13 protein-coding genes and 1 tRNA gene are annotated in these 16,940 nt (G+C 51.5%); 8 read left to right on the forward strand and 6 right to left on the reverse strand.

Annotated features, from left to right (window positions below):
* Nucleotides 1-56 precede the first annotated feature (56 nt).
* On the reverse strand, nucleotides 57-1,025 hold the full coding sequence (locus P8H26_RS14275) for a methyltransferase domain-containing protein (RefSeq protein WP_289633810.1): 969 nt from the start codon (nucleotides 1,023-1,025) through the stop codon (nucleotides 57-59).
* A gap of 144 nt (nucleotides 1,026-1,169) precedes the next feature.
* On the opposite strand from P8H26_RS14275, the gene P8H26_RS14280 reads away from it, so the two are divergent.
* A complete protein-coding gene (locus P8H26_RS14280; protein ID WP_289633811.1) occupies nucleotides 1,170-2,186 on the forward strand; it encodes a ligase-associated DNA damage response exonuclease in 1,017 nt (338 codons plus the stop codon).
* The gene (locus P8H26_RS14285) at nucleotides 2,183-3,817 is read left to right on the forward strand and encodes a cisplatin damage response ATP-dependent DNA ligase (protein WP_289633812.1); all 1,635 of its coding nucleotides are present in this window, start codon (nucleotides 2,183-2,185) and stop codon (nucleotides 3,815-3,817) included. Before P8H26_RS14280 ends, P8H26_RS14285 begins: the two co-directional genes overlap by 4 nt.
* On the opposite strand, the gene P8H26_RS14290 is transcribed toward P8H26_RS14285, so the two are convergent.
* Nucleotides 3,818-4,834, reverse strand: a complete 1,017-nt coding sequence (locus P8H26_RS14290; RefSeq protein WP_289633813.1) for a hypothetical protein — start codon at nucleotides 4,832-4,834, stop codon at nucleotides 3,818-3,820.
* Between the two features lie 396 nt (nucleotides 4,835-5,230).
* Between P8H26_RS14290 and P8H26_RS14295 the strand changes: the two genes are divergently transcribed.
* Together P8H26_RS14295 and P8H26_RS14300 are read left to right on the forward strand one after the other, a co-directional pair.
* Entirely contained in the window at nucleotides 5,231-6,196 is a 966-nt protein-coding gene (locus tag P8H26_RS14295) for a nitronate monooxygenase family protein (protein WP_289633814.1), read from the forward strand.
* A 220-nt stretch (nucleotides 6,197-6,416) separates the two neighbouring features.
* Nucleotides 6,417-6,492, forward strand: a tRNA-Thr gene (locus tag P8H26_RS14300).
* Nucleotides 6,493-7,099: 607 nt separating this feature from the next.
* On the opposite strand, the gene P8H26_RS14305 is transcribed toward P8H26_RS14300, so the two are convergent.
* Together P8H26_RS14305 and P8H26_RS14310 are read right to left on the reverse strand one after the other, a co-directional pair.
* Complete coding sequence (locus P8H26_RS14305; RefSeq protein WP_289633816.1) at nucleotides 7,100-10,276, reverse strand: efflux RND transporter permease subunit; 3,177 nt, start codon at nucleotides 10,274-10,276, stop codon at nucleotides 7,100-7,102.
* Complete coding sequence (locus P8H26_RS14310) at nucleotides 10,273-11,526, reverse strand: efflux RND transporter periplasmic adaptor subunit (protein WP_289633817.1); 1,254 nt, start codon at nucleotides 11,524-11,526, stop codon at nucleotides 10,273-10,275. Before P8H26_RS14310 ends, P8H26_RS14305 begins: the two co-directional genes overlap by 4 nt.
* Nucleotides 11,527-11,815: 289 nt before the next feature.
* On the opposite strand from P8H26_RS14310, the gene P8H26_RS14315 reads away from it, so the two are divergent.
* Nucleotides 11,816-12,103 (forward strand): glutaredoxin family protein, encoded by a 288-nt coding sequence (locus P8H26_RS14315; protein ID WP_289633870.1) that lies wholly within the window; start codon nucleotides 11,816-11,818, stop codon nucleotides 12,101-12,103.
* Complete coding sequence (locus tag P8H26_RS14320) at nucleotides 12,100-13,128, forward strand: 2Fe-2S iron-sulfur cluster-binding protein (protein ID WP_289633818.1); 1,029 nt, start codon at nucleotides 12,100-12,102, stop codon at nucleotides 13,126-13,128. The genes P8H26_RS14315 and P8H26_RS14320 overlap by 4 nt, the downstream gene beginning before the upstream one ends.
* 87 nt (nucleotides 13,129-13,215) lie before the next feature.
* Here the strand turns inward: P8H26_RS14320 and P8H26_RS14325 are convergent, their stop codons facing one another.
* Both P8H26_RS14325 and P8H26_RS14330 read right to left on the reverse strand, forming a co-directional pair.
* Nucleotides 13,216-13,398, reverse strand: coding sequence for a hypothetical protein (locus tag P8H26_RS14325; protein WP_289633819.1), 183 nt, complete (start codon nucleotides 13,396-13,398; stop codon nucleotides 13,216-13,218).
* Nucleotides 13,399-13,412: 14 nt separating this feature from the next.
* Nucleotides 13,413-13,607: a heavy-metal-associated domain-containing protein gene (locus P8H26_RS14330; protein ID WP_121992388.1), complete on the reverse strand. Its 195-nt coding sequence runs from the start codon at nucleotides 13,605-13,607 to the stop codon at nucleotides 13,413-13,415.
* A gap of 161 nt (nucleotides 13,608-13,768) precedes the next feature.
* Between P8H26_RS14330 and P8H26_RS14335 the strand changes: the two genes are divergently transcribed.
* Nucleotides 13,769-16,270 (forward strand): heavy metal translocating P-type ATPase, encoded by a 2,502-nt coding sequence (locus P8H26_RS14335; RefSeq protein WP_289633820.1) that lies wholly within the window; start codon nucleotides 13,769-13,771, stop codon nucleotides 16,268-16,270.
* Between the two features lie 62 nt (nucleotides 16,271-16,332).
* Complete coding sequence (cueR, locus tag P8H26_RS14340; RefSeq protein WP_289633821.1) at nucleotides 16,333-16,782, forward strand: Cu(I)-responsive transcriptional regulator; 450 nt, start codon at nucleotides 16,333-16,335, stop codon at nucleotides 16,780-16,782.
* Nucleotides 16,783-16,940 lie beyond the last annotated feature (158 nt).

Here is a 16,940-nt window from a genome sequence, read left to right on the forward strand (position 1 = left end):
ATTTAGTGCGCAACCTGAACAGTGTGAAGTCCTATTCAGACAGGAGGTGCTCTGGTTCAGAGTTTTTGTGCGACGAAAACATAACCGTCGAGATAGGCGCCACGATCAAGACGCAAGGCAATATGCTGATAGTCCAGCACTTCAAAACGGCTGGCCTGCAATAAGTTCTGAATATATCGGGCAGAATGGGTAAAACGTAAGGAAGGTTGCAAAATCATATCATCACATGAGCCGTCTGAATTGGGCAATTCAGGCCGGTCATGCGTTTCCACCGAGAAGGCAAACACCCCTCCTCTCCGCAGACACTCCGCCGCCAGAGTAAACGCCCGTTCCAGCTGGCCGATATAAATAAACAAATCCACAGCAAGGATCATGTCCGGTTGCGGCAGTGCCTCATCAACAAGATCGGCTTTGCGGCTCAGATTAATATCGGCCTTGATCAGCCGCGTATAAATCTGCTTATCCTCTGCCTTTTTCAGCATGGCTTCCGAAAGATCGGCACCGCTCAGCAAACCGCAATGCTGATGGATTTCCTCGCCCATCAGGCCGGTGCCGCAGCCCAGATCCAGCACATGCTGATAATGGCGCTCAGGAAAATGTTTTGTAATCAGCTCCGCCAGCTTTTGTGGCCCGCAATAATGAAGTTTATCGACCAGAGCCTCATCGAAATCCGGCGCATAAGCATCAAACAACGCCTCAATATAGGCGGGCGGCGCTGTATCCGGTGTTTCTCCCAGACCGCATTGTGCCAGTTTCAGCCCCGCACCAAAACGATCCTTGGGATCCAGTTTCAGAAGCTTGTGCCAGAGTGCTACGGCCTCGTCTGTTTCCCCGGCATTTTCATGCATCTCGCTAAGCACAAACATGCCGGCCGGCCACTGCAAAAACTGTGCATTCAGATAATCAAGCGACTGGCGCATCAGGTCAGCCGCTGCGGAATGGTCTCCCGCCTCAGACATCATGACCGCATAATGAGCACGGCGATCCGCTATCAGATCACCGGAAGAGAAAAATGCCCGCGCCATTGTTACCGCATTTGTTGCAGAGCACGCGATATGCAGTGATGCGGGGCATTTGACAAGATATTTTTACGCTATCGCCCGCCGCATAAGCATTTTTCTGCTTTGCCCCTGCCTTGTTAAAAACGGCTGCTGATCTATCTTTGATCCATGCGCCCAGAAGAATTACTGTATCCGGCTCCGCAGGGGCTTTACTGTCCGGCAGGCGATTTTTATATCGATCCCGTGCGCCCTGTTGACCGCGCTTTGATTACGCATGGTCACGCCGACCATGCGCGTGCAGGGAGCCGCCATGTACTGGCCACCAGCCAGACACTGGACATTATGCGCATTCGGTTTGGTAAAAATTTCGCACAAACCAGCCAGATTGCTGATTACGGCAAACCTCTCGATATCAATGGCGTTAAGGTCACCTTTTATCCCGCCGGCCATGTACTGGGCTCCGCACAAATTGCAGTGGAATATAAAAACCTGCGCATTGTTGCTTCGGGCGATTACAAGCGCGTTGCGGATAAAACCTGCCTGCCGTTTGAACCCGTTGCCTGCGATATATTTATAACTGAGGCAACTTTCGGATTGCCGGTCTTCCGACACCCGCGACCGGAAGATGAGACAGCCAAACTGCTGCACTCTTTGCAAATATTTCCGGAGCGCAGCCATATTGTCGGAGCCTATGCGCTTGGCAAAGCACAGCGTGTCATCAGTCTCGTGCGGCAGGCCGGTTATGATGCGCCAATCTATATCCACGGGGCATTGGAAAAATTATGCAGTTACTATCAGTCACAGGGCATTGTTCTCGGCGATTTGCGTCCTGCAACACTGGAAACTGCCGCCGACAAACAGCATTTCGCCGGAGCTCTCATCCTTGCGCCACCGTCAGCTCTGGCTGACCGCTGGTCACGACGTTTCAATGATCCTGTCAGCTGCTATGCATCCGGCTGGATGCGTATCCGCCAACGCGCCAAACAATCAGGCATTGAGTTGCCGCTCATCCTTTCCGACCATTGCGACTGGGATGAATTGACCAATACAATCACCGAACTATCCCCCGCGCAGGTCTGGGTAACACACGGGCGCGAAGAAGCGCTGGTACGATGGTGCGCGCTCAACAACACCCCTGCGAAACCTCTGCATCTGGTGGGTTATGAAGATGAGGGCGATGTATGAAGGCCTTTGCCGAACTGCTTGACCGGCTGGTGCTCACGCCGCGCCGCAATGAAAAACTGGTCTTGCTCGCCGATTATTTTCGCACACGGGCCGATCCCGACCGCGGTTATGCGCTGGCAGCACTCGCAGGCACCCTTGAGTTAAACACCGTTAAACCCGCTTTATTACGCGCACTGACAATGGCGCGTGTGGATAGTGAACTATTCGCCTATTCCTATGATTATGTCGGCGATCTGGCAGAAACGATCTCGCTGATCTGGCCCGAGAATAAAACGGCGCATCGCCTTAATGACCAGTCTCTCGGCGCAGTAATCAGCGCCTTACAACAAAGCTCGCGCAGTACCGCTCCGCAACTGGTTGAAAATTTGATGGATACGCTGGATGTGTCTGAGCGCTATGCTCTTCTTAAACTGGTAACCGGCGGTCTGCGCATCGGCGTCTCAGCACGACTGGCAAAACAGGCACTTGCTGACTTTGGCAAAGTTGATCTGAGTGAGATTGAAGAATTATGGCACGGACTAAAACCACCTTATGTAAACCTGTTCAGCTGGCTTGAAGGCAAAAGTGACAAGCCGGAAAATCTTCACCCTGCCCCTTTTCGCCCTATGATGCTGGCAACACCGCTGGATGAAGCGGAAGCAGAAATGCTGATACCGGAGGTTTTTGCAGCCGAGTGGAAATGGGATGGTATCCGCGTCCAGGCCGTTTCAGAAACCGGCGTTAAAAAACTCTACTCACGAAGCGGAGATGATATTACGCATGCTTTTCCCGATATTGTCAGCGCTATGGATTTTGAAGGTGCGCTGGACGGGGAGCTCCTGATCCGCCACGCAGACGGGGAAACCGAACCGGCCTCGTTTAATGCTTTGCAGCAAAGGCTGAACCGTAAAACCGTCTCTGCGAAACAATTGCAGGACTATCCGGCATTCATCCGCGTTTATGACCTTCTGCATCAGGGCGCCCGCAAACATGGTCAGGATTTACGCGGTCTGCCGTTTGATGCAAGGCGGCGCCATCTTGAAATTTTTATCAAGGCGCTTGATCCGTTATATTTTGATTTGTCACCGCTACTTGATTTCCAGACACCGGCAGAGCTGAAGCATTTGCGCACGACCCGGCCCCATGCGGTGATTGAAGGACTGATGCTGAAACGTCATGACAGTGTTTACAGTGCCGGTCGCCCCAAAGGCCCGTGGTTTAAGTGGAAGCGTGATCCGCATGTTATTGATGCCGTTCTGATTTATGCCCAGCGCGGACATGGCAAGCGCTCCAGCTATTATTCAGACTTCACTTTTGCTGTCTGGTCAGACGGCAGTGAAGATGCGCAATTGCTGCCGGTCGGCAAAGCCTATTCAGGCTTCTCTGATGAGGAAATGAAGCTGCTCGACAGATTTGTGCGGGAGAATACCATTCAGCGTTTTGGTCCCGTTCGGGCTGTACGGGCAGAGCGTCAGCATGGCCTTGTGGTAGAAGTCGCCTTTGAAGGGCTGAACCGCTCCACACGTCATAAATCAGGATTGGCAATGCGCTTTCCGCGCATTTCAAGACTACGCTGGGACAAGCCACCGGCAGAGGCGGATATTCTGGAAAATCTGATGCGCTTATTGCCGGAGAAACCGGCAACAGCATGATTATTCGACCGCTTTTACACGAATTGCATAAACATCAATGCTTTTGCCTGTGCCGCTGATATCACTCGTCAGAACAAGACGACCGGAAGCATTTGCAGTCTGCGTTTCAGGAACAGCAAGATCAAACAACAAGCTGCTCTGCTGATCTGTCACATCATAGCGTTTACGCCCGCAATCACCCAGTGTGCCCAGATCACAGCTGACCGACATCTGCACTGTTCCGCCATCGTCACTGCGCAGGATCACTTCAAATGTCGCCTGTTTGCCTTCAAGCTGATCAAGCACACCTTGACCGATATCAAAGCTGGCAGTGTCCGTTGCAGTTGGAGATTTGATACGGGCATAACGCGCATTACCGGAACCACCTATTTCAACTGTCGCTCTGCCCTGCACAGAAATACGATCAGGCTGAGCCGGCGTAAAGATTGTGACCCAATCCTTGCTGTCTGCATCAGTGCCTTCCAGCGCCGGCCCGACATTGCCGGACTGCGAAAGGCTTGCATTGCCAACAGGCCCGATCGTTACAAAGCTGTTATAGAGCGACCAGCCGATAAAACCGGCCGTCAACAGAACTGCCACCGGAAGCACAAAAGACAACAGGCGGGATTTTTTACGCTTTTTCGGCTGAACAGGCTGGCTCAAACCCTGCTCGTAGCCAAGGTCAGGCTCTGCTTCCACTTTATTCCGGCGCTTGCCGGATCCTTTAGTTCGGGACTGCGTATTGCCGCGATCAAGCTCAGGCACACCCAGCCCGCCGTCATATTGTGGTGCAGCCGTCAGCATTTCTTCCGCGGAAGCGCGACTGCTTGCATCACGCATTTCCTGTTCAACATGGGAGATTGCAGCCTTCAGCTTCTCACGACGCTCCATACGTTGCGGGTCTGAAAGATTCGCATTCGCTGCCATAGCGCGTTCATGTGCACTCCAGACAGATTCATAAATCCGCTGGCGCATAGCCGGATCAGAAGAATCCGCTTTGGTTAAAGCGTTGCGTATTGCACTTTCGATGCCCTGCAAAACTGTCCCTTCCTTTTACCGGCCGCATTTTCTGATTGCACATTAATGCATGAATAAGCAGATATACGCATTAACTGATTTTTAAGCTTTATAAAATCCCATCACTCGGCCCAATATAAAAAGATTGTATACGATCTTAACATATTGTTCCACAAAGACTATTTTTCAGCCTTTCATTATCCCGCGCTATTGTCCCGCATCATTTCACGACATGAAGCTGAATACAGGCATAAAAATGTAATATCAGGCAGATTTGACAGTAATTATTACACATAAGTCAACCGGCAAGCTCTTGTCTTTCGGGATATAACATTTTTATATTTTTTGCCTTTGACATCACGCCTCTCCTGCTACCAATATGCCGCTTACGTTTACGTCAATTAACAGGACTGCAAAATGGCTCTTCCTGAAATTCTTAAAAATCACCTGCGCTTACCGGCAATCGGTGCTCCCCTGTTCATTATTGCCAATCCTGCACTGGTTATAGCGCAGTGTAAAAGCGGCATAATCGGGGCGTTTCCGGCTTTGAATGCACGAACACCGGCACAGCTGGATGAATGGCTTGCAGAGATTACCGAAGAACTTCAGCGTCATAATCAGGCTCTTCCTGAGCTGCCTGCCGCTCCGTTTGCAGTTAACCAGATAGTGCACCGCTCAAATCTGCGCCTGCAGCAAGATCTTGAACTCTGTATCAAGTATAAAGTGCCCGTTGTTATCTCCTCTCTCGGCGCTGTACCGGAGGTCAATGCCGCGATCCATTCTTATGGGGGCATTGTACTGCATGATGTGATCAATAACCGTCACGCCAATTCCGCAATCCGCAAGGGCGCAGACGGGTTGATCGCGGTTGCAGCAGGCGCCGGCGGACACGCCGGAACCTTGTCACCTTTTGCATTGATCGCAGAAATTCGCGAATGGTTTGACGGCCCCGTAGCACTATCCGGCGCCATTTCCAGCGGCAGTGCCATTCTGGCAGCGCAAGCAATGGGGGCAGACCTCGCCTATATCGGCTCGCCATTCATTGCAACGAAAGAGGCCAATGCCGTTGATGGCTATAAAGAAATGATCGTGCAATCCAGCGCGAAAGATATTGTTTATTCCAATTATTTCACCGGTATTCACGGCAACTATCTGCGTTCTTCTATTGAGGCAGCCGGGATGGATCCTGACCAGTTGCCGGAGGCAGACCCCAGCAAAATGGACTTCGAAAAAGCTACAACCGGTGCCAAAGCATGGAAAGACATTTGGGGCTGTGGTCAAGGCATTGGCGCAATTAAAGAAGTACTACCGGCGGAGGAATTGATAGCAAGCTGGGTGAAGCAATATAAAGAGGCAAAATCCGCGCTTTGCCAAGCTGAGTAAGATCGTAAGTTAGCTTAAAAAACAGTGCTATAGCTGAGATTTACTCCCTGAAGGAAAAAGCAAGATTGTTCATTTTATCAGGGAGTTTTAAATCCCTCGAATGACATAACGGAAACCATTTCTTTTTGCTTTTGCGCCTTGCAATCAGAATGAGATTTCGCTATCACGCGCCCGAACAGACTGCATAAAATCAGCGCATTCTGTACGGGAGCATCTCCCTGCCGCTTTAGCTCAGTTGGTAGAGCACATCATTCGTAATGATGGGGTCACGTGTTCGAGTCACGTAAGCGGCACCATAAAATCAATGACTTAGTATAAATTTCAATACGCTAAAATTAAGCCAACAATCAAATAGCAATCAACATTGAAAAACGAAGACAATTCCAGCAATCAGGGATTATCCGTGATTGCCAGGGACACAAAATAAATTGTCATTTAGCTTGAATTGGTAAAACAGCAGTACTGAGCAGTTGCAGCGTCATCACCTAAACAAGACGCAATGCTTTTATCTTAATACGATTAGCGTGCTTTTTTATCGATAGGTTTACGCCCTGCCCTCATTGGCTTCGGCTCATTTGCGCCGTCAGGCAACATAACCCAGCACGAACAACCCTCTCAACCAATTAGAGAAAATTGCTTCATTACGTGCCGCTGGCGCAATCGATGAAGACGAATTCAGCAGCTTAAAGCTGATGTACTTGCACATACAAACCAGTAAGCGAGAAAGACAATGTTCATACTTAAGCAATAGTTTTTGAGTGTGTTTACAGTAAAGTTTCTTATGTCTTTAACAGTACCCGTTTTTGACATGATCATGACCGGAGCGCCGATCTCAGAAAAGCAGAAAATCCCGCATTTACATAATAGCAAATGCGGGTCTATTGGTACAGTTCAGCAAAAAGATTAGCTGTGTGTTTCTGCTGCCACCCGCTTAGTGCGACGCAATTCACGCGCAAGCGCCATACGCCGTACTAAAACATAGAAAACCGGTGTCAGCACAAGACCGAACAACGTCACTCCGAGCATACCGGCAAAAACAGCAATACCCATGACATGACGCATTTCTGCTCCCGCCCCTGTTGCCAGCATTAGCGGAACAACACCGGCAATGAAAGCCAGCGATGTCATCAGGATCGGTCGCAAACGCAGTCTTGCAGCTTCCAAAACCGCATTGAGCGGATCGACGCCTTCATCCTCTTTGGCTCTGGCAAATTCCACAATCAGAATAGCGTTTTTAGCGGCAAGCCCCACCAGAACCACGAAGCCGATCTGCGTGAAAATATTGTTGTCACCGCCTGTGAGCCACACACCGGCAATCGCTGACAACAATGCCATTGGCGCAATCAGCAAAACCGAGAAAGGCAACGACCAGCTGTTATATTGTGCCGCAAGAATGAGAAAAGCGAGCAATACAGACAGCGGGAAAACATACATGGCTGCATTGCCTGCCTGTTTTTCCTGATAGGCAAGTTCCGTCCATTCAAAAGCCATACCGGCCGGCATTGTTTCCAGAGCAATGCGCTCTATTGCTGCCGTTGCCTGTCCGAAAGAATAACCCGGTGCAGGACTGCCGCTGATATCCGCTGAAGGGAAACCGTTATAATGCATGATACGATCCGGTCCCGAACTATCCTTCACTGTCAGCAAAGCTGATAGCGGGATCATATCTCCGGCGGCATTACGCACTTTCAGGCGTCCGATATCCTGCGGCTGCATACGGAAGGGAGCATCGGCCTGCACCATCACACGATAGGTACGGCCAAAACGGTTGAAATCATTGGCATAGAGTGAGCCGAGATAAACCTGCAATGTTTCAAATATTGTCGTGAGCGGTACGCCTTGTATTTTGGCTTTAACGCGGTCGATATCCACCTGCACCTGTGGTGCATTCACTTGGAAACTGGCCAGCATACCTGCCAGCTCCGGTGTTTGCATCGCCTTGGCCATGATCTCACCCTGCGTTTTTGCTAATGCCTCAAAACCAAGTCCGGCGCGATCCTCAAGCTGAATTTTAAAGCCACCGGTCGAACCGAGACCTGGCACAGGCGGCGGCGGGAAAATACCGGCAAAACCTTCAGGTATCTGACTGAATTTACCCATCAGCCGCCCTGCAATCGCAAAGGCAGACAGAGACGGATCCTTACGCTCATCAAAAGGCTTGAGCATTGTAAACATCACGGCAGCATTCGGAATATTGACCATACCATTCACCGAAAGCCCCGGAAATGCGACAACACTTTCTACCCCCGGCTCTGCCAAAGCGATTTCGGACATGGTTTTGACCATAGCCTCCGTGCGATCAAGCGAAGCGCCGCTTGGCAATTGGGCAATACCAACCAGATAATATTTATCCTGTGCCGGTACAAAGCCAATTGGCACTGTCTGAAAACCAAGCCATGTCGTACCGACCAGCGCCACATAGAACAACAGAACAAATCCGCTGAACCGGATAGCGCGGCGTACCGACCAGACATAGGCATTGGAGGCACGATCAAAAAACAGGTTGAAGCGACGGAAGAACCAGCCGAAAAGCCGGGCAATGATCATGGTAAGTCTGTCGCGTTTCACTTCGCCATGATGCGGTTTCAGCAAAACACCAGCCAGTGCCGGAGACAATGTCAAAGAATTGATTGCGGACAGAATGGTTGAAATAGCAATTGTCAGGGCGAATTGCCGGTAGAACTCCCCCTGCAATCCGGTGAGGAAGGCGGACGGAATAAACACTGCCGACAACACCGAGGTAATGGCGATAATCGGCCCTGTCACTTCATCCATGGCTTTACGCGCAGCTTCTTTGGGCGTTTCTCCCAAGGCGATATGGCGCTCTGCGTTTTCCACAACCACAATCGCATCATCGACCACGATACCGATAGAAAGCACCAGTCCGAACAGCGACAATGTATTTAGCGAGAAGCCGAACAGATACATCAGGGCAAATGTACCGACCAGTGATACCGGTACGGCAACAAGCGGAATAATCGAAGCGCGCCATGTCTGCAAAAACAGCACGACCACAAGAACCACCAGTACGATGGCTTCAAGCAATGTCACGACCACAGCTTCCAGCGAGGCCTTAACGAAAACAGTCGGATCATAGGCGATGCGGGATTCTATACCCTCCGGAAAATCCTTTTCCAGTTCGCTCATCGTATCGCGAACAGCCGCTGATACATCCAGTGCATTCGCGCCCGGACTTTGAATAATCTGAATGGCCAGCGCAGGCTTGCCGTCCAAGAGACTACGCAAGGCATAGGCGTCCGCACCAAGTTCGATACGGGCAATGTCCCGCAGGCGGGTTACCTGTCCCTCAGAACCGGTTTTAACAACAATATCGCCGAACTGCTCCTCATTGGACAATCTGCCAAGCGTGTTGACTGTCACCTGAAATGCTGAGGAAGCATCCGGTTGCTGCCCGACCGAACCGGCAGCAACCTGCACATTCTGTTCCTGAATTGCCGCAATCACATCGGACGCGGTCAGACCGCGTGCCGCAACTTTATTCGGATCAAGCCAGACCCGCATCGAATATTCACCGGCGCCCCAGACCAAAACATCACCAACCCCCGGCACGCGCGCCAGCTGATCACGCACCTGCAAAAGCGCATAATTGGACAAGTACAGCGGGTCATAACGCTGATCCGGCGATACAAGATGCACAACCATCAGAATATCTGGTGAGGTTTTTTGCGTCACCACGCCGATGCGCTGCACTTCCTGCGGCAGGCGCGGCAGCACACGGGCAACACGGTTTTGCACCTGAATTTGCGCCATATCAGGATCAGTGCCCTGCTGGAACGCAATTGTCAGCGTCATACGCCCGTCGGTTGCAGCCTGCGAACCCATATAGAGCATATTCTCAACACCGTTAATCGCCTGTTCCAATGGCGCGGCGACGGTTTCAGCAATCACTTCCGGATTGGCTCCCGGATAGCTCGCCGTGACCTGTACAGTCGGCGGTGTGACCTGAGGATATTCACTCAGCGGCAGTTTCAGCAGGGTCAGTCCGCCTGCAATCAGCATCAGGACAGAAAGCACGACCGCAAAAATCGGGCGATCGACAAAAAAACGCGGGATATTCATCGACGCACCTCCTGTTGAGAAGCTTCTGCCTGAGCGCTGTCAGAAACCCGCTCCGGCACCATTGAAATCATCTGTGGTGTGACCTGCATGCCCGGGCCAACAAGCCCCTTCACGATGATTTTTTCGCCGGCCTGAAGACCAGAAGAAATAACGCGCAAACCATCGACTATCGTCCCGATTTCAACCGGACGAAATTCGGCTTTATTGCCCTCACCTAAAACCAGCACATAACGACGCCCCTGATCTGTACCGATGGCCTGATCATCAATCAGAACTGTTTGCAGTGGCTCTGAGGTCGCCAGTTTTATGCGTGCAAAAAGTCCGGGGGCCAGTATGCCTTCAGGATTTTCAACGACAGCACGGGCACGGATGGTGCCGGTGCGTCTGTCGATACGATTGCTGAGAAAATCCAGTGCCCCGTAATAGGTGAACTCCTTATCCGTCATCAGTGCGATCTGCACCGGCAATGCGGCGTTAGCTTTGCCATGTTCCTGAGCCCAGGCACGCGCGACAAAGCTGAGATATGTTGTCTCATCAATGTCGAAATACACATAGAGCGGATCGGTGCTCACGATGGTCGTAAGCAATGTCGCATTGCCAGCATTTCCCCCTGTTACCAGATTGCCTTCATGCACCAAAACGCGGTCAACGCGCCCGTCAACAGGGGCAGTCACACGGGTAAAGGACAAATCAAGTTCGGCAGCTGCAACCGTCGCCTTAGCGATAGCAACCTGAGCCTTACGCTGACTGCGCGCAGCTTGAGCATCGTCAAAAGTCTTTCGGGAGACTGTGCCGTTTGGCGCAAGACTGGCTGTGCGCTTGAAATTGGTTTCAGCATGCTCCAGCAAAACTTCCGCCTGCTGCAACTCCGCCTTGGCGGCATCAAGAACGACCTGAAACGGTCTGGCATCAATCTCAAACAGAGCTTGCCCCGATTGTACAAGCTCCCCTTCAGGAACACTTACTGTTTCAATTGCACCGCCAACACGCGGGCGCAGTTCCACCAGCCTGCTTGCCTCCAGATGGCCGGTAAATTCTGTAGACAGAGCAACCTTACGTGTTACGACCTCTGCTACCGGCACCTGCGGTGCGGGCATTTCTCCCGATTGTGCGGCAGCATAAGGAATAGCGGCCGACGAGAGAAATGTGAGGAAACGGCTGACATACAGCTCTGCTTTATCGGGATAAAATAATGCCCCGCCGATAATAACGACACCGGTCAAGTACAGTGCCGTAATTTTCTTTTTCATTTCAGCTTACCTTCATAAAGGCATCTTCAGGGGATGCCACGTTCAATTTTTATGAAGGTGGTGTTTCCAACGCTGGAAAGGTCAAGAGCCTTAAAAGCATAACAAAGAATTTCTGTCTTGCTTCGATAAACATCCCTCCCCGCTTTGCTGCGTTCCGGTTTTTCTGCCCTAAACAGCTCTTGACCTTACAAGCGCTGGAAGCCGCATCGTGCCTGCAATGTTGCTCTGTCAGCACAATTCAGTCGCTGTTTTCAGAGGAACCTTGTCCCATTCAGAGAAAGGCAAAAAGATGAATGCCGGTACACCGCAACTCCTCATCTATACAACTCCGACCTGTCCCGATTGCCATGCGCTCAAACGCTGGCTCGCCCAAAAAAAGGTTGCCTATCAGGAACGCGATCTCAGCGATCCGCTGATCGCAGAAGAAGCCAAAACACGTACCGGTGTGCGTGTTGCACCGATCAGCATTGTCGGCGATCAGGTTTTTTACGGCACATTTTTGAGCCAGAAACCCGGTTTGATGAAGGCACTTGGTTTGTCAGATGCACAGATGGAAACATCCGAGGTGCAGCCATGACCTCAAAACGCATTGACATCCGCCAGACCCGCAGCAGCATTACCTGTGCTGGCGGGCAAACTCTGCTGGAAGCAGCTCTTGCAGCAGATATTTCCTATCCTCACGGTTGCAAATCCGGCCGCTGCGGCTCCTGTAAATCCCGCCTTATCGAAGGGGAAGTGGAAATACTTCAGCATTCCCGTTTTGCCCTGTCTGATGAGGAAAAAGCAGATGGTCTGATCCTTGCATGCCGCTCGGTGCCGCTGACAGATATAACTGTCGCGTGGCTGGGCACCGAGCATGAAGAACTGCAACCTGCGCAACGTTTAAAAGGCATTGTTACCCGTATTGAGGATCTCACCCATGATATCAAGCTGGTGCAGGTCACGCCTGAAAATGGTTTGCCGCTGCATTTTTCAGCGGGGCAATATGCTGAACTCAGCTTTAACGGCGCACCTTCCCGCAGCTATTCCATGGCGAACCGCTCCGGTGAGAAACACCTTGAATTTCACATCCGCCATGTGCCCAGAGGCATTACATCCGGCTATGTGCATAAAACCTTGAAAATCGGTGACGCCGTAAAGATGGAGGTCGCTTTAGGGTCTTCGTTCCTGCGTCAGCATCATGGTGACCCGATCCTGTGTATCGCCGGAGGCTCAGGGCTGGCGCCGATCAAATCCATTGTAGAAACCGCTCTTGCTCATGGTATGAAACAGAGGATTCATGTCTATTTCGGCGCACGTTCCGAACACGATCTTTACCTCACTGAGCATTTCCGCAGCCTGACAGAAAAGCACCCTAACCTGTCTTTCACACTGGTCTTATCAGAGACACGCTCTGAACTTTACCGGAGCGGTTTTGTGACCCGCGCGGTTGCAGAAGACATTTCTGATTTCAGCGGCTGGAAAGCTTATGTCGCGGGGCCACCATTGATGGTGGATGCAGCAATGGCTGTTACTTTTGCCCGCGGATTACAAAAAGAAGATATGCATGCTGATATCTTCTTCACGCCGGAAACATTACCAATCGTGGCTGTAGCCGAATAAAATACGACAAAACCCGCTGCGAAATTATCGCAGCGGGTTCTTCATGATGCGGGTATAGCGAACCCTCAACACACGACCAGCTTATTGTCACGGAACCGGTTTTGGTTCAGAAGACGCCTCTTCTGTCCGCATTGCATGATCCGGCATTGTCATACCTTGCATGGAATGCCCTTGCATCCCGCCTTTCATTTCCAGCCGGTTTTGTGCAAATACCAGCCCGACACTCACAGCAAGTGCGCCTGCAATAAGAATAAGGCTCAGCTTGTTCATAATCATTCCCCTGTTTAGTTCACAGCTGCGGGATAACCTGCCTCTTCGAGAACTTTCTGCAGTGCATCAGAACTGACTGCAGTTTCAATTCTTACCAGCCGTGTTGCCGGATCGGTTTCAATCTTCGCATTGGCATCCACCGACTGAATGGCTTTGGTAACGGATTTAGCGCACCCGCCGCAGGTCATATTTTCGATCTTCAGTTCCATGAGACTTCTCCTTTATTTGGCTCTCATGACGTCAAGATGAGGTTTCCAACCATGGAAAGGTCAAGAGTGAAAACAAAGAAATTTTTGCTCTTGACCTTCCAATTGTTGGAAGCCTCATGCTCACACCGAATTTAAATTTTCGGAAAGAAAAGGAGGCGGCTATGAATGCCCCCGTTCGAGCAAAAGACTTATCTGAAACTGTGTCCTTACCTGTTGAAGGAATGACCTGCGCATCCTGCGTCGGCAGTATTGAACGTGCACTCAAAGCTGTGCCCGGAGTTGAAACCGTGTCCGTTAATCTGGCAACAGAGCGCGCGAACATCACAACCGATTCAACTGTCCCTCGCGTGAGATTAATCGAAGCCATCGAAAAGGCCGGCTACTCTGTGCCTGCGCAAATGCCTGCGGCAACCGGCCCTGTAGAACTCTCCGTTGAAGGCATGACCTGCGCATCCTGTGTCGGCCGTGTTGAACGCGCATTGAAAGCTATTTCGGGCGTTACAAATGCTGTGGTCAATCTGGCAACAGAACGCGCAACTATTCACGGAACAGCGAATACCGCAGACCTGATCGCTGCAATTGCTGATGCCGGTTATGAAGCCAGACTGATTGCAGGCTCAGGTAGCCAGAGCAGCAATGAGGATGACGCACGGGCAGAGCGAAAAGAAACTGAACGGCGTGAGCTGACCCGCGATTTCACCATAGCGGCGGTTCTGACGCTTCCTGTTTTCCTGATGGAAATGGGATCGCATATTATTCCGGGTGTGCACGGGCTGATTGAATCAACCATCGGCATGCAATGGAACTGGTATATCCAGTTTGCTCTGACGACTTTGGTGCTCTTCATTCCGGGTATCCGGTTTTATGAAAAAGGACTTCCGGCGCTTATGCGTTTTGCACCGGATATGAACTCGCTGGTGGCTGTCGGAACACTGGCAGCTTACGGCTATTCTCTGGTCGCTACTTTTGCCCCCGGCTTTCTGCCTGCCGGTACAATCAATGTCTATTATGAAGCAGCAGCCGTTATTGTAACGCTGATCCTGCTCGGCCGTTTGCTGGAAGCCCGCGCTAAAGGACGTACTTCCGAGGCGATCAAGCGTCTGGCCGGTCTTCAGGCAAAAACCGCACGGGTGCGCAGGAATGGTCAGGTCGTCGATCTGCCGATTGATGATGTTGTGTCAGGGGATATTGTTGAAGTCCGTCCGGGTGAACGCCTGCCGGTTGATGGCGAAGTCGTCGAAGGCATCAGCTATGTCGACGAATCCATGATCACCGGTGAGCCGATCCCTGTGGCAAAATCCGTTGGCAGTGAGATTGTTGGCGGCACGGTCAATCAGAAAGGCGCCTTTGCCTATCGTGCGACCGCGGTCGGCGGTAACACTGTCCTGTCCCAGATTATCCGTATGGTTGAAGAGGCTCAGGGTTCCAAGCTGCCAATTCAGGCACTGGTCGACAAAGTGACCATGTGGTTTGTACCGGCTGTGTTTGCAGTTGCCGCTCTGACATTTGCCGCATGGCTCATTCTCGGCCCGTCACCGGCACTGACTTTCGCATTGGTGAATGCTGTTGCCGTTCTGATTATCGCCTGCCCGTGCGCCATGGGTCTGGCAACACCAACCTCAATCATGGTCGGCACCGGTCGCGGTGCGGAACTCGGTGTTCTTTTCCGTAAGGGTGAAGCGCTGCAATTGCTCAAAGATGCCAAGGTTGTCGCTCTCGATAAAACCGGCACGCTGACGGAAGGCAAGCCTGCTCTGACGGATCTGGAATTGGCCGGAGGTTTTGATCGCGCCAATGTTTTGGCTCTTGTTGCAGCAGTAGAGGCGAAATCAGAACATCCGATTGCCCGTGCCATTGTCGATGCCGCTGAGAATGAAGGTCTTTCTTTATCACCCGTATCCGACTTTGAATCAGTTACAGGTTTCGGTGTCAAAGCGATGGTGGATAGCAAACGCATTGAGATCGGTGCAGACCGCTATATGACCGAGCTCGGCCATGATGTGGCTGCTTTTGCCAAAGTCTCCGAGCGTCTTGGTAATGAAGGTAAATCCCCGCTTTATGCGGCAATCGACGGCAAGCTGGCAGCCATCATTGCTGTTGCCGATCCGATCAAGGAAACCACACCTGCGGCCATTAAAGCCATGCATAATCTCGGCCTCAAAGTGGCAATGATTACCGGTGACAATGCCCGCACCGCCAAAGCGATTGCAGCACGTCTGGGCATTGATGAAGTTGTGGCGGAAGTATTGCCGGACGGCAAAGTTGAAGCTATCCGCCGCCTGAAGGCTCAATATGGTCAAACTGCCTTCGTCGGCGATGGCATTAATGATGCACCGGCACTGGCCGAGGCAGATGTGGGTCTGGCCATCGGCACAGGAACTGATATCGCCATTGAAGCGGCAGATGTTGTGCTGATGTCCGGCAGTTTGCAGGGCGTGCCGAATGCAATTGCCCTGTCAAAAGCAACCATCGGTAATATCCGGCAAAACCTGTTCTGGGCATTTATCTATAATGCTGCTCTGGTTCCGGTTGCAGCCGGTCTGCTTTATCCGGCCTATGGCATTCTGCTGTCTCCGGTTTTTGCCGCCGGAGCGATGGCACTGTCCAGTGTGTTTGTGCTGGGTAACGCCCTGCGCTTACGTTCATTCAAAATAGCCAGCTGACAAAGCCGTGCAGCCGGTCCTTTTATGCGAACCGGCTGCACATTCTTGGAAGGAGAACCTCGATGAATATTGGTCAGGCAGCAAAAGCATCCGGCGTATCAGCTAAAATGATCCGCTATTATGAGCAAATCGGGCTTGTGCCGGTCGCTGACCGCACATCCGCCGGCTATCGTGATTATTCCAATACCGATATCCATATGCTCCGCTTCATCAGGCGGGCGCGGGATCTGGGGTTTTCAGTTGCAGAAATCAGCGACCTTCTCAGCCTGTGGCGGGATGATTCTCGCAAGAGCGCAGAAGTCAAACAAATGGCGCAAGGCCATATCGACGAACTGGCCATCAAAATCAAAGCGCTGCAGGATATGTCCAACACACTGACAATGCTGGTCAATGCCTGTCAGGGAGATCACCGACCGCATTGCCCGATCCTGAAACGCCTTGAAACCGATCCGGAGGACGAAGATCTGTCTATCTATCCGCGTCGCGGTGCTGTGGATCGCAAGTTACAATAAGTTTCAAATCCAACATGAGAAACTTCGACGTTTTTGTTCAATGAGAGCCAAAACGTCCTTTTCCGAGAATGAATACAATATCCCTCCGCAGTGATGGTGTCGACGGAATTACAACAAATATACGATACCTTACGATCATATGGTTCTGCCAAACGAGA

This window comes from Pseudochrobactrum sp. sp1633, assembly GCF_030376605.1.
Lineage (GTDB): Bacteria > Pseudomonadota > Alphaproteobacteria > Rhizobiales > Rhizobiaceae > Pseudochrobactrum.